The sequence below is a fragment of the Arthrobacter sp. SE2 genome, from assembly GCF_058244265.1.
This window is the reverse complement of the sequence record NZ_JBZAYA010000003.1, coordinates 110,838-124,477: the sequence shown is the minus strand read 5'-3', so window position 1 is coordinate 124,477 and position 13,640 is coordinate 110,838. Positions and strand designations below refer to the sequence as shown.

General features: G+C 61.6%; 12 protein-coding genes and 1 pseudogene. 7 read left to right on the top strand and 6 right to left on the bottom strand.

The genetic code is table 11. The annotated features are described in order from the left end of the window. Nucleotides 1–449: 449 nt before the first annotated feature. On the bottom strand, nt 450–857 hold the full coding sequence (locus tag AC4CS3_RS05510) for a hypothetical protein (RefSeq protein ID WP_490782548.1): 408 nt from the start codon (nt 855–857) through the stop codon (nt 450–452). Between the two features lie 122 nt (nt 858–979). After that, complete coding sequence (locus tag AC4CS3_RS05505) at nt 980–1,150, bottom strand: hypothetical protein (protein ID WP_490782547.1); 171 nt, start codon at nt 1,148–1,150, stop codon at nt 980–982. A gap of 534 nt (nt 1,151–1,684) precedes the next feature. On the opposite strand from AC4CS3_RS05505, the gene AC4CS3_RS05500 reads away from it, so the two are divergent. Then, entirely contained in the window at nt 1,685–2,347 is a 663-nt protein-coding gene (locus tag AC4CS3_RS05500) for a DUF3841 domain-containing protein (RefSeq protein WP_490782546.1), read from the top strand. Here the strand turns inward: AC4CS3_RS05500 and AC4CS3_RS05495 are convergent. From AC4CS3_RS05495 to AC4CS3_RS05485, 3 genes are all read right to left on the bottom strand, one after another. Further along, nucleotides 2,331–2,504 (bottom strand): hypothetical protein, encoded by a 174-nt coding sequence (locus AC4CS3_RS05495; protein WP_490782545.1) that lies wholly within the window; start codon nt 2,502–2,504, stop codon nt 2,331–2,333. The genes AC4CS3_RS05500 and AC4CS3_RS05495 overlap by 17 nt on opposite strands. Nucleotides 2,505–2,830: 326 nt before the next feature. Further along, complete coding sequence (locus AC4CS3_RS05490; protein ID WP_490782544.1) at nt 2,831–3,730, bottom strand: diacylglycerol kinase catalytic domain-containing protein; 900 nt, start codon at nt 3,728–3,730, stop codon at nt 2,831–2,833. Between the two features lie 9 nt (nt 3,731–3,739). After that, complete coding sequence (locus tag AC4CS3_RS05485) at nt 3,740–4,810, bottom strand: SPFH domain-containing protein (protein WP_490782543.1); 1,071 nt, start codon at nt 4,808–4,810, stop codon at nt 3,740–3,742. A gap of 106 nt (nt 4,811–4,916) precedes the next feature. Here AC4CS3_RS05485 and AC4CS3_RS05480 point away from each other — a divergent pair, with 106 nt between their 5' ends. Then, nucleotides 4,917–5,651 carry an NUDIX hydrolase gene (locus tag AC4CS3_RS05480; protein WP_490782542.1) on the top strand — a complete coding sequence of 245 codons (735 nt, stop codon included), beginning with the start codon at nt 4,917–4,919 and terminating at the stop codon, nt 5,649–5,651. A 30-nt stretch (nt 5,652–5,681) separates the two neighbouring features. Here AC4CS3_RS05480 and AC4CS3_RS05475 read toward each other — a convergent pair whose 3' ends face one another. Continuing rightward, nucleotides 5,682–8,441 carry a DUF4365 domain-containing protein gene (locus AC4CS3_RS05475; RefSeq protein WP_490782755.1) on the bottom strand — a complete coding sequence of 920 codons (2,760 nt, stop codon included), beginning with the start codon at nt 8,439–8,441 and terminating at the stop codon, nt 5,682–5,684. A gap of 639 nt (nt 8,442–9,080) precedes the next feature. On the opposite strand from AC4CS3_RS05475, the pseudogene AC4CS3_RS05470 reads away from it, so the two are divergent. The 5 genes and pseudogenes from AC4CS3_RS05470 to AC4CS3_RS05450 all read left to right on the top strand — a co-directional run. After that, nucleotides 9,081–9,518, top strand: a pseudogene (locus AC4CS3_RS05470) (TniQ family protein); the annotation flags it as partial. A gap of 234 nt (nt 9,519–9,752) precedes the next feature. Then, complete coding sequence (locus AC4CS3_RS05465) at nt 9,753–11,633, top strand: helix-turn-helix domain-containing protein (RefSeq protein ID WP_490782754.1); 1,881 nt, start codon at nt 9,753–9,755, stop codon at nt 11,631–11,633. A gap of 94 nt (nt 11,634–11,727) precedes the next feature. Continuing rightward, on the top strand, nt 11,728–12,438 hold the full coding sequence (locus AC4CS3_RS05460; RefSeq protein WP_490782541.1) for a TnsA-like heteromeric transposase endonuclease subunit: 711 nt from the start codon (nt 11,728–11,730) through the stop codon (nt 12,436–12,438). Between the two features lie 10 nt (nt 12,439–12,448). Next, a complete protein-coding gene (locus AC4CS3_RS05455; protein ID WP_490782540.1) occupies nt 12,449–12,661 on the top strand; it encodes a hypothetical protein in 213 nt (70 codons plus the stop codon). Nucleotides 12,662–12,796: 135 nt separating this feature from the next. Next, nucleotides 12,797–13,504: a hypothetical protein gene (locus AC4CS3_RS05450; protein ID WP_490782539.1), complete on the top strand. Its 708-nt coding sequence runs from the start codon at nt 12,797–12,799 to the stop codon at nt 13,502–13,504. Nucleotides 13,505–13,640: the final 136 nt, after the last annotated feature.

The window sequence follows — 13,640 nt, the reverse complement described above, 5'->3', positions numbered from 1 at the left end:
GTGGCGGTCTTCGGTTGTCTCGCGAGGAAATCGATTGGCCTACCCTCCGCGGGGTTCTGCAAGGAAGCATGGTGACGGGCAGCGAACCGCAACTTATCGCAGGTCTTCGGACCCAGAGGGCAAATATAGGGACGAAGCCCAGCCCGGATTTTCGCGGGAAGGGCCGAGAAAGCCCGCCGCTGGCTAGGAACCACTGCGGTGCTCATCTCGGCCCTGATGCCCGTAGTGGTCAGATTTATGACCACTACGGGCGTTAGTGACGCTGCCACATCCGGAGGGTCGATTGGATAGGACGACGGCCCGTCTGTGTCACAGGCTAGACGGCGCGCATCTCCCGGCCAAGAGCGGGCCTGACTTGAAGACCTAATGCAACGCAAGTGGGCACCTCATCGTTACCGCGGGGACAGACACCCCCGACAGCGCAAAGGTGCTGAAGCGAGCGGGCCTCGTCACATGGTCTCCAGATCTCGGGCATGGATCCAGATACCCAGTCGGGAGAACTCAACCGGGGTGCCGGACTTGATTCTAGCGACCCACCGCTCGGTGGCGTTCGGCAGGATCGTGACAACCCACTCCTCCGCCAACGGCGTCGGTTGCGTCCACGGAGGCTTGGGGATTCCGAGCCGGTCGCATTCACCGCCAATGACCGCGGCAAGCAGTGTGTCCCACCGAAGAGATCCGGTGGAGTCTGGGGGTATCAGGAAATCCTCATAATTCGACGGCGATGTCTGACGGAAGTCAGCGGTGGCGGTAACCATGATCCGGAAGGCGAAATCAATGTCTCCGTTCCTCAGCTCGCGACTGATGATCTCGGCGGTCCTCCGCGAGGTCAGCCGGTGTTCGTCCGCCATACCCATGACCACACGATAACCAATACGGGCCCCAGCCCGCCGACTGGCGTCCGCATTTGCAGCTGCTGCCGTTATCGGCCCGGAATTGTCCGGCTAGGGGTGGCCTGTTGGCTGGCCCCTCGGCATCCTTACGGCGTTTTGCCCGGTTTCGTCTCGGTTTCCGGGGGTTCTACCCGGATGGGCCCCAGGTCATCTGTCGTATCGTCGGTGAGGTTCTTCACGTCGCGTTCATAGTCTGCATCGACGATGGCCCGGATGAGAAGGACGTCGTCCCTGGTCAGGCCCGGCTTTTTCTCCACTGCATCTTCCTCCCTTCAGGCGAATACACTTCGTCGAGTGACCCCAAATCGTTCAGGGGAAATCGGGCATCAGCGTCCGTGAGTACGTCCACGGACGTGCGCCTGGAAGGAACGGCTCGAACCGCTGAAGTCACGATAGCGCAGTCTCACGAGTCGTAGGATCACCATCGCATGGTCATTCCCGCCGGTTGCGGTATCGACGACGTCTTCCATGGCGAATAGCCTAGACCCTGATCGTTGCGTAATGAGTTGTTGCTGGCCTCCCACGATTCGGCTTTGTCCCACTTGAACGCCGTCGTGGCTGAAACGCCGAATCGTCCAAAGCGCTTTGGACGATTCGGCGACACGTGAGAGCCACGCGTCTGCCTGGGAGCGGCATGAAATTCAGCTGGGTCTCGTCCAGGCTTCACCAAGTCCACGTGACACCCGGATTCGTAGCGCAAGCCGCCCGCCGTCGCAGCTGATAGGTCAATTGTGCAAAGGCGCTTTGCACAATTAGCGACCACTGTCGGTGTTCTCAGCGATGATATTGCCGTGGCGAATTTTCCAATCAGCGAAGCCAGCCCTTCGGACGCCGTAGCGCCGGGGCGGATTGGCTACGACATCTCCGCAGACCGGCTCCTTCTCCACACCATTCAGAGCGAGGAAGCTTTCGAGGCCATCGTTTCAACCGGCGTGCTCGTGCCGGATCCTTCCCGTATCGATCCTTATCTTGTCGACGCCTACGACTGGCTCTACCGGCAGATGGCAGCACGGCTCACCAGCGCCGGGGACGGGGCCGTCTGGCTTTGGGCACGGATCACGCGCCGGGATCTGGTGGACAGCTGCAAGGTCTCCATCGGGCAGGTTCTGTTGACCTGCAGGGTGCCGCGGGAACGGGTGCTGCTCTCGCACTATGGCGACTGGCACGCGGTCCTGAACAAGTTCCCCCACATCCCCGGGCTCCCCGGCGAAAGCGATGGAGGCTACACCGCCCGCATGAATCGCGTGGTCGACGAATTCTGGGCCAGGCTCAGGGCCGCAGGAGCCTGGGGTGCAGGAATCGCGGACTGGCCGGCGGATTTGAGGGCAGAAGTCGAGCAGGGCTGGGAGAAAATCTTTGACCCCGGGAATTACGGTCGTTTCGAGTCCTGGCAGGCCACTATGCATACACTGCGCGGGGAAGACATCGTGGAAGCTGTCAGAATCCAACGCTGAACTTGCCGTCCTGTGAGTCCAGTTGGACGGCGCCGTTGCCGGTGGACCCCGAGTACAGCAGGACGGCTTGGGCCAACACCATCGGCTTGCCCGGCTGGCGACGTTGGGCCCTTCTCGGCCAATGCGGCCGTCTCGAGTTCTTCTTCGCGTGGGTCACTGCTGAACCTGGCATAAATGTTCACACACCCTGCCGGGGCGCTGACGCCGACAACGTTGATGAGATATTCGCCTTCGTCGGGGAGCCCGTCCAAGGCTAGAGCGAACGGTTCGGTGCGTTGATCCTGTTGCCGCAATGTCAGCTGCCGCTGGCCCCGTCTTGATGGGCCGGTCCATTGCTGTCGCTGGTGGACCTTTTATACGTCTTTATACTTTTTGTACCTTTTATACTTCCCGGGCCCGTCCGGTAAGCGAAAGCAACCCTCAGGGCCGGTTTCCCGGCCGGTCGACAGGTGCGCCGTTGGGCTTGCCTCCGGTCGGGCTACTTTACGCCGCGAGCCGGAGTGGTCGTTCGCCCAGGTGGACGGTGATTTCCTGGCCCCAGGAGCCGGTGAGGCGGTCTTCTTCCACGCCGTCCCCGAAGACCACGAGCTGGTCGGAGCCCACGGTGATCCTGAGTGTCTCGCCCGCCTGCAGGGTGCCTTCGGTCAGGGAGGCTCCGGTGATCGGGGAGGGCCAGGCTTCCCGGACGAACCACGCGAGCCGGGGATCCGTGGGGGCGGGCAGGGTGCGTCCTCCGCGTTCGAGGGCGATGGATGCGCACCAGCCGGTGGCGCCGGTACCGGTGGAGACGATCAGCCCGGAGGAGGACTGGCGTTCGGTCAGCCCGTCCGGGGTCGTGAGCCGGTACCGGGCCGATTGATGGGAGGAGTGGCCGATGAAGATCTCGTTGAGTCCTGAGAGTTCCTGTCCGTCGTCGAGCCGTGCCGTCACGGTGGACAGTTCCCGGCAGGACAGGTGCTTCATGTGCCCGGCCGGTGCGGCGTCCCGGAGCAGTTTGGCTGCCGCGTCGGGGGTGTGCCGGACCAGGACGCCCGGGTTGATGCCCGGCTCCGGGTTGATTCCGATGACGGGCTGGCCGTTGAGGTATTTGGCCGTGTTGGCCACGAGTCCGTCCTGGCCGACGACGGCGATGACGTCCCCGGCGGTGAACAGGAAGCGGCTGAGGTCGTTGCGTTCGACGTCGGCGCGTCGCCACTCTGCCGGGACCGCGGCGCGGATGGTTGCCAGGGCCGTAGTGGTCCGGTCGTGGTGGTATTGGACTTCCTGGATGGTGCGGCCTCTGGTGCGGAGGAAGAATTCGGCTTGGCCGCGGGTGGCGTGCCGATCCAGGAGTTCCTGCAGTTCGGTGCGCCGGTGGACGATGACCAGGCGGGGGGTGGCCATGGCGGCAGCCTACTTTCCGGGGCGGCCGGTGGTTCCGGACGCCGCCCCGGCCGCGGCGGGGACAGCACTGCCGGCAGGGTTTTGGAATAGTCCGGCGAGGGCGCCGCTGAGCAGGTCGGGGGTGATGGTGAGGTTGCCGATGTGGGGGAGGGACCCGGCTGCTTCGCGAAGGGCCAGTGCGAGCAGGGTGGCTTGTTCCATGCCCCGGTAGACCTCCATGGTGGCGGCTTCGCGTGCGGCGGCCGCCTCGCCGACGAGTCGGATCTGGTTGGCTTCGGCGGTGGCGTTGATGCCTTGGCGTTCGGCGGAGGCCTGGGCGTGGATGAGTCCTGCGGCGGCTTTTTCCTCGGCTTCGCGCCGTGCGTTGGCGCCTTCCTGGGCGACGAGGTGTTCGCGGCGGGTGGCGAGTTCGATCTGGCTGGCCATTTCGTTCTCGGAGATGGTCCGTTCGCGCTCGACGGCGACGGCCCGGCGTTCGTACACGGCTCGGTCCGCTTCGGCCTGGAGCTGTTCACGGACCGGTGTCTGCAGGGCCCGTTCTACGTCGGACTCCGGCCGGACGGCCAGGACCTGCACGCCGAGGATTTCGATGCCGGTGGACGCGAGCCGGGTGTCCGCCCGGAGGGCGTCGGTGAGGACGGTGCGGAGCTGGCTGACTCCGCGTTCCAGGGCCTGGGCGAGGGTGGTGGTGGCGATCTGGTCGATGGCGTGGCTCTGGCATAGCTGGCCGATGATCGTGGCGACCTGCTCTTTCCCGGTCGCCTGCGCCGTGCCTGCCCCGGGGCCGGCGGGTTGGAGGGCGAAGTCGAGCCGGGTGGACACAGCGACCGGGTCGATGAAGCGGTAGGTCACGTTGGCCTGGACGCTGACGTCCTGGTGGTCGCGGGTGATGGCGTGGAAGAGCGTGGGTAATTCCTGGTCATCGACGGGGACCTCGCTGAGCACGGAGTTCACCGGCCGGTACCAGAACGCCTGGCCGACGCCTTGGTGCCTGACCCTGCCTTTCTGCAGGTGGACGACGTAGCCGGTGGGGCTGCCCAGGAAGTGGCTGATCCAGGGGTAGCGCTTGATGCTGGCCATGGGATTCTCCTAACCGTTCAAGGTTTTCGTCAATATGACGATAACAAGACGATAGGCTCGCCTCCGATTTATTGTCAAGGTGACGATAAATATCTAGGATGGGGACATGCCTAGGCCCTACCCCGCGCCCACTCGCTTCCCCGTCACCGTCGACGTCGTCGCCCTCACCGTCTCCGAGGACGTCCTGAACGTCCTGCTGATCACCCGCCTCATCAAGCCCTTCCGCGGCGCACTCGCCCTGCCGGGCGGGTTCGTCCTGGTCGGTGAAGACCTGCTGACAGCGGCGGCACGGGAACTGGCCGAGGAAACCGGAGTCGAGCGGATCCCTGGGTATTTGGAGCAACTGGGGAGTTATGGTCCGCAGGGGCGGGACCCACGGGGGGATGTGCTGACCGTTGCCCACTTGCTGTTAGCGCCCAACTTCCCGGTCCTGTCGGCCGGGAGCGATGCCGAACATGCGGCCTGGTACCCGGTCAGCCAGGTTCTGGAGGGTGAGTTGACGCTCGCCTTCGACCACGAGCGGATCCTTGCCGATGCTTTGGAGCGCGCGAAATCAAAGCTCGAATACTCGCCCCTCGCGGCCGCGTTCTGCGGCGAGGAATTCACCATCGCCCAGCTCCGCGCCGTGTATGAGGCCGTGTGGGGGACCCGCCTTGATCCCCGGAATTTCCACCGCAAAGCAACAGGAACCCCTGGTTTCCTCGAAGAGACCGGAACGATGACGGCGGGCGACGCCGGCCGCCCCGCGGCGCTCTTCCGCCTTGCCGAGGCGGCACGACCCTTGCAGGGTCAGCCGACTAGGGCCGTGCTTAATCCGCCCCTCATGCGACCACGGGACTGACGCCCGGCTGATCGCTTAGCGACCGGGCTTCTATATCAAGCGGTTCAGCACGTGATTTGCTCGCCTCCGCACCGTCGCGCTTGGGTGTGTGGTCAGGCTTGATATCAGGTCTATAAAATTCCCCGTTGGTTCGCCTGCTTCCACACCCCCGAGGACGTGGAGTGCATTGGATTCTCCGTCGGCCGACGCGAACCTAGCGAGGGCGTCTCTGTAGACGTTCTCGAGTCCGTCGCCGGTTGCTGCTAGTTTGGCGAGGCCGAACATTGCACGGTTCGAGACCTGGTGGTTCGCGTCGTGGGCGAGTGCCAACAGGATCGATTCCGAACCATGGCGCCGTGAGTAGTAGTCGACGGCGTCGCATCTGGTCCTTTCACCGCCGGAAAGCAGCGCACCTTCGAGGACGCTTCGGTCGGCATGCTGCTTGGGCAGAAGTTCCAGGAGTAACTCATGGAATGCGCCGCCGATTTCGGTCAGATGAGGGGCGGTTGGGTCGGGCCGCTTGTCCGCAATCAGCATTCTGAGTGACGCGGCCAAGCGCTCTCGGTGCTCGCCGGGGATCTCTCCAGGGTTCTCCGCCAGTATTTTGCAGGCGGCCCGCTTCGGAGCTGGATATGCATCAGTGTCGCAAAGAAATCCAACGATGGTGCCCCAGGCGCCAGACTCCGGGTGCAGGATGGCCAGACCCGTGCATAGCTGAGCCATGTCCATTTGATGGATGGCGAAGCCGTTCTGCGACCGTCTGTAACCCTCAAAGGCGCCAGCGCAGGTTCCGGTCAACGCCACGGCTTCCTCGGTCGTGAGATTGGCTATCGTGCGGAGAGCAGGGAGTGCCCTCACATCGCCTTTGACCAGGGATTCATGGAGGACGTCGCGCGCCATTGGGGCGTGTGCTGCGAAGATGTTTCGGAGCCACCCCGGAAGGGTTGCGTCGTTTGCCTTGTCCGCGAAATCCGGCTCACGGCCGGCAGGAACGTCCTCGTCGAGCTCGGCCAGGAGTGAACTGAGACCACGGTCAAGAAGCTGGGATGCGTCTTCGCCGAGCGATAATGCGAACTCGATGACCTCCTTTGCGTGCTCGTCGTCGAAGTGACCGAGCAAACCCATCAGCGCCTCAAGCATTCGATGGCTAGGCGTTGGCTCCCCGAACCTTTCCGCCCACAGGCCCGGATTGCTGAGGCCGCCCAGGAGGAAAGAGATGAGCGTCTTCGCTCGCTCAGGCGGGCAGTAGCTGCCGGCCACGGTGAGTGCTGCAAGATCTGCACGCCAAGTTGTACGCGTGATTGTTTCGGGCCGAATGGATGTCATGAAATGTGAGAGACCGGCAAGGGGGCCATCGTCGCGAACTTTCGCTAAAGCAAGGCGGAGCTGGTCCTCGCCGCCGGCCCTGCGCAACGCGTCGAGACTGTCCGCCACAGAAGGACCGTCCGCGCCGTGTGTGGAGAGATCGACAATGGCCATGAGGCCAAGCGTTGAGCGCCAACTCCCGTGGTCCCCCGCCAGCCGGGCCGTAAGAGACGCTGAGAACAGCTCATTGTGAGCAATGTTCGCTCCGCCGAACCGAATTGATTTGTCCCGGCCCCACAGATTGAAGATCCGCTCTACTGCATCCTCGAGTCCACTGGCGGTCGCCTGGTTGCGCCACCAGGCTGTTGCAGTGTCCATCGCCGGCACCACTTTGGACAGGTCTGCATCGAATCGATTGGTCAGCTCAAACAATGACCAGAGGGCAGCGGACCGCAACGCCGACACGGTAACATCCGTCGCAACGCTGGCGATCACAGTGTTCGTGCGTTCAAGGATGTCGAGCGCAGCCGGGATGTTGCCGGTCTCAGCGAGTATTCGGGCCTGATGAGTGCTGAGCCAAGCCTGATCCACCGACAACTCATCCTCCAAGTATTCGGCCTCGAGCGATACTCGGGCGGCATCGAACCGGAGGTCGTCGAATTCAGCAATCGACAGGCACACCGCCCGGGCAACACGCAGCGAACGGCCAGCCGCTGTCAGATCCAGCTGTCGAAGACTCTCAGATGTCCCTCCGGTTACCCACTCATAGACCGCAGCCGCGAATCGCCAACCTGCGCTCTCGGAATCCATCGCTTCGTCCGGCTTTGGGACATCTTCAAACCGGTCGGCGAACTGGTGCCAGCGGTTCGGCCTCGCCTCGATACAGACCGCCACGGCTTCAGCCCAATTGATCGACGCGCCGATGCCTCTATTCGGGTGCGGAGCAATCAGGCGTGGCGCGATGAGCGCGTGCCGGGCCCATGCGGCTTCCGGCAGGTCCTCGACCGAAAAGGACCAGCGGCTGCCCTCAAAGGCAATTGATTCACGGGCCTCGACAGCGAGCTCGATCCACTTGGTTGCACTTCCCGGCTCAAGACGCTGATCGGCAGGGACGAAGACTTTGAACCCCTTCCCTGTATCGATAATCGTTCTCTCCGTGAGCGCGGCCCACACCCGAGTGCTCAGATCCCTGCTCTGGAGAATCAGAATGTGGGGCACGTGGTGATTTGACCAGTAGTCGGCGTGCGCATTGTCCGATTCGCTGTACCACCATCCCTCTCGGCCATCGACGATGCCCGGCCTGTAAAACAAGCTGTTTCCAGTCTTGACCTGCGCACCGAGCATCAACCTGAGGTCCAGTAGCTGTTCGTCGCGAAGCTGGATATAAAGGTCGGTACCCAGATCCTGCGAGCCGGTAGAGAGCGGTCCCCACCCAAGCTGCTTGAAGAACAGCTCGACCGCTGTTTCCCCGAAATCCCCCTGCTGAACTGACTTGGGTTGCCGCATGCTCACGAAGTAGACCCTCCCCTTGCCCTGGCACCGCTCTTGCTGGGCGACGAGACTGACGCTCGGCAGCCGGTCACCGGTTGTCAGTTCAGGGTACCGGCGGTGTGCGACGCTGAGCGTGGGCTGACACGCCGGGAAGGCGTCTAGTGTGGCGTCGACTTCTTCCCCAGGGCGTCCGGGGATCGGCGGAGAGCGCCCGTCTCCTGCGTGCGTCGGATGTGTCCGCGCGTTCCATTGGAGAGGAATCCAGGCCCATGGTTCCAGCCTCATTCGCCCGGAAATTGGTCGGTTCTGGCCTTTCAATGTCCTCGGAATTCTGCGCGAGAACCGCGGTATAGGATTGGAGACTTTTCCGATAAGTGCTACACAAATAGCCGCCAAAATATGTATAACACTTCGTGAGGATGGACGCTGCGTGTGTTATACATATTTCACAGATGCGGCATTTTAATTTCCTGCCACCTATTGCTCCAGGTGCATTGAAGCGGCATTATTGCAATAAGCACAGTGATTGTCTGCATAACTTGCGGCGGGATCTTCAGGGATGGTCCACGTCCTCTTAATGGGAGTTCAGGCGGCTTGTAAACCCATGCCGCAGGTCACTCCTGATCGTATTCATAATTGAGAGTCCGAGACCGTGTGGCTGAGGTGGAAAAGGCATTGAGGCGGCTTCCCATTAGGGTGAAGCTTGAACCGGGAGAGGCATTGGATAGCTGGCTGGACCGATCTTGTGCCAGGCTGCAGGTTTCGCGCAATGTTCTGTACCGTACCGTCGGGTTGCTTTCCGAGAACCAACCCCGAACTGCGTTGCCCGATATTGCGGTTGGCGTTTCGCCAGAACGCGCAAGGTTCATAAGTTATGTGGCTGCTGTGCCGGTCAAGACACTGCACAGCATGACATTGGCCCGATATGAAGGTCGAGCACTTTTCCTGCGCCGGGGCCGCCATGGAGTTGATCTTCATTTCCTCTGGGCCCGGGGCACCGGCTCGCGATACTGTCCGCTGTGCCTTCGGGACAAGCCCGGAGTCTGGAAGGTTCGGTGGCGTCTTTCATGGTCTTTTTGTTGCGCGGAACACTCCTGCGTCCTGAATGACGCGTGCAGCGCATGCGGTGCGGTGCGGGGAACGAGGGTCCTGCGCCTGAACGAGGTCCCCGTCTTGAACCTATGCAGCAGCCGAGTCAAAGGGCGAAGCGATTCAGGTACATACTGCCAATCTGACTTGTCGGACGCTCCTGTGATCCGGCTCCCGCAACAGTCATCGATAATCGAGGCTCAAAAGTGGCTGGATTCTCTTATCGACTCCCCGGAAGTGGACGCTTCCGACCTGCACGTGGTTCTGAATGACCTCAAGTTGCTGGCCGGACGCGCTCTCCGCGTCCTGACCTCTAACGAACTGCGGAGGTACAACGGCACGTCCGGGCGCGAGGACTGCAGGTTCAGGATCGACCCGAAACGAAAACGGAATGGACTCTTCTGCCCGGGATCAGTGCTTCAGATGGCACACGCAGTCTCCTTCGCGGCGTTTATTCTTCAAAGCGATGACCGCGAGACCTTCGTTCCGCTTATCCTGCGACTCATCTCCGGCGACAACAACGAACCGCTTCACGAATCCCCATCCAACATCATCAGACATTGGGGCGCGCCATCCGCCTCGCTTCAGCGCAAAATGCTCACCGCTCTGCACCCCAGACTTGGTCCCGCCGACGCACTTCGTTACGGAACAGCTGGGCCTAGCGCGTCGACACCGCAACTCGACACACCAGCGGTGCTGGAACGGGCCCGGTCCGTCCCACAACAATTCTGGCCGGGATGGACACGCCTGCTCCACATGGATCAATCGCTTCAAGCAGAAACACTTCAACTTTCACTCAGCGTCGGAGTGCTCCTGCCGGGATACCGGTCACACGACCTCGGCATCCAGGCAGCCGCTTTGGACATTCCCCACCGGAAACGACACACCTTTTCATACGCTTTTGCCCACATGAAGCAGCCCGGACGAGACCAAGTCGTGGTCATCCTCCAGCAGCTGGCAGACTACCTCGACTCCAACCCCGCCCCAATCGACTACAACCGGCGCAGACGGATGTCCTTGGCTGGTCTACTCTCTGAACCTGATTGGCACGATATGGCCCGGGCAGCGGGAACCGAAGCCGGACCGGCGGATGCCGCGAGGTTGTACCTTGCGTACCGGCTTACCGGATCGCTGCCTGAAGCCGGCAGTGACGGCCGGCGTTCTTCCTTCTACATCCTGCAGAATTTTCTGGTCACCACGCCGTCATCGGTTCTGGACGGCCTTGACGACCACGCCCGTGGTTTCCTCGCTGCGCGCGGCGTCCGTGAGCCGCTGAGCTGGGAACCGCCGATTGAGCTGTTTACCCTCCCATCGTTGATCGCGCGACGGGGCGAAGAGTTCGGTGCTACGAGCAGTGACGGCCTGGTTCGACGCGGTCTCGTCGAGGACCGGCTCCTTGCCCGGATCGACGCGAGGGCAACCAAAGCCGTCGCGGCGCTGATTCGTGATGGTGATCTGGACAGCATGCTTCGCTCGGCGATCGGGGCCGGTGAATCCATCGAAGACATGGTGAGACGGTTCAGGAAATCACGTCGAATGATCCGGTGGCATATCGACAGACTGGCCGTGACGTCCCGTTCCGGGGATAAGACGAGGATCAATCCGGAACAGCTCAGAACCTTGTATGTCGATGAGCGACGGACAGCTGAGGAAATCGCCGACATGACGGGCTGGAGCAAGACAACGATCAGGAGGTCTCTTCGCGAATCGGGGACTCTGATGAGGAGCAGGGGAAGTGGAAGCGGGTCGATCGGCGTCAGCGCGGAGCTCTTGCTCGGCTGCCCCGATCTGCTGAAGAAGACGCTGACCGGGCCGCGCTCCGGGCAAAGACTTCAACGGTTCGTCGCTGTCATGTCCTACCCGACGCTAGGAAAGGCCGCAGAAGCCCTTGGCCTGAATGGAACCGCGCTCGTCCGCCAATTCGGGCACCTCGAAGGCGACGCTGGCGGGAGACTTTTCGTCCGCGCGAATAGCCACCATCCGATGGAACTCACGCCCCTCGGGTGGGAGCTCAAACTCCAGGCTCTGAGTTCTGGAGTCCTTGCCTCCTTCCCGGATGGTTCGGGACCGCAACCAAGCACCAAAGAATGGGGAAGTAGCGGAGGCCCCAGTGAATAGGGATCCATCAGCCCGCAGGCCGGGCAGGCGACGGCCGGCGCCGCTCTCCCTCCCGGACGCCAGATGGTCAACGGAAGCAACCCTGCTTAGAACCATGCTCGGTACCGGGGAAACCGACTTGTTTCCCTTGTGGGAGGCGAACCTGGGCAGGTTCGAAAGTGTCGAGCCATGGCGAATATCCGGCTACTATCCCGGCCAGCGAAACAAGGCCGGGTGGTACTGGTCTGTGACGAACCAGGACCTCGTCCCCTTCGAGTCCAATCTTGAACTGGCATTCCTGGTGAAAGCCGACATGGAAGACGATGCTGTGAAGTTCATCTCGCAGCCCTTCAAGATGGTCATGAATGTAAGGCGTGGTCGTTCCTACGTCCCCGATTTCCTGATCGTAGACAATGACAGCGGGGTACGAATTGTAGAAGTGAAAGCTCGCTCCAGGCTCAAGGACGATGCAGTCGTAGCAACACGGGATTGGGCGCAGCCCGAACTGGAAGGGCATGGCTGGTCGTATGAGGTGTATTCAGACCCTGACCCGCAGGAGGCCGAAAACAGGTTGTTCCTCGCCACCTACAGGCGATCATGGCAGTTTGACCCGGTTTTGCTGCAACAGATCCGCTCTGACGCGGAGCCCACGGATTCATTCGGCAGGCTGGAGCGCCGCGTCGCCGCCGAGACCGGCTATGACTGCGGCATCGTTCGGGCGCATCTTCTGCACCTTTGCTGGGCGAGGGATTTCACCCTCGATCTTGAGATTCCGCTGGATCGAGCAACGATTCTGACGCGTGCGAGCAGGCAAGCCGATGTTTAACACACCGCGAATGCCGAAAATCCGAATCGGCGCGCACGTCGTTCACGACGATGAGATCTGGACGGTGGTCGAAATTGTCGGCACCGATCTCCTGATAGAGCGACAGCACCCGAAGACCTTCGCGCGGATCCACATGATTGAACTGCTCATCGACTCAGGCAATTACCGGTTGGCGGCCATCGTGGAAGAAGAAACAACACACCCGGAAGCCCGACAACCATAGACGCCGGGCGTCCGACCACCCACTAAGGGATCCCGGACCGGAGAACGTCGACTTCGGTACGGGCGGCCACACGCCTTCGGATCGAATATCGATCAACCCGGCAACACAATATGACAACGATATGGAAAAGACAGAATGTCAGACCAGCCAGGAACACCCCAACCAAGACCCGCGCTGCGACTTGTCCGGCATGGCCACATTTGGACCGTCTTTGAGATCGGAGGGACCAGCGTCTATATAAAACGTAAAAACCCGAAGGACTCCGCAAGCATCGGTGTCTTTGAACATCGCTCGAACAGCGAATACACCTTCCTGCCTGCGGCGGAAGAGCAAGAGAAGCCACAGTCAGGGCTCGAGACGTTCGAAGAACTGACCGTTCTGAACAAGGAGCAATTCGAAAGAATGAGGCAACGCCTTACCGACGTCAATGAAGTGTTGACTGGGTACAAGTCCGGAAACGCACGTCAACCTCTCCCCGGGGAACCACGCCCCGAGTACGACCCGAAGGTCACCAGCCTGATGGACAGATATCGGGCGAAGGCGGCCGAGCGGGGGATGAGCGTTTCAACCGTGCGCAATCACGTCCGTCGCTATCAGGGCAACCGGGCGCTTGGTCTGGTCGACAAGCCATCCAAACCGTCGAGTGCAATATTCCGCGGCTGTGAACTCCGATGGCTGAAAGCCGCCAAGGAAGTTTTGGACGACTGCACAGTGGAAACCACGGTTTCCCGCACCACCTTGCTCAGGATGGTCCGTGCCAGAGTCAGGGCACAATACGGGGACTCGGTGCCTGAGCCGGGCCGGACAAGAGCTTTCCGGGTCTTGAAAGTGCTCGCACGATGACACCGATATTGAGGTGACAGATTGTCAAACCAACCACCAACGAGGCAGCTAAGAGCGGGACTGCAAATCGTAAGGGACGGCCACATTTGGACCGTCGACGAGATCCGGGGAAGCAGCGTTTGCATAACACGCCAAT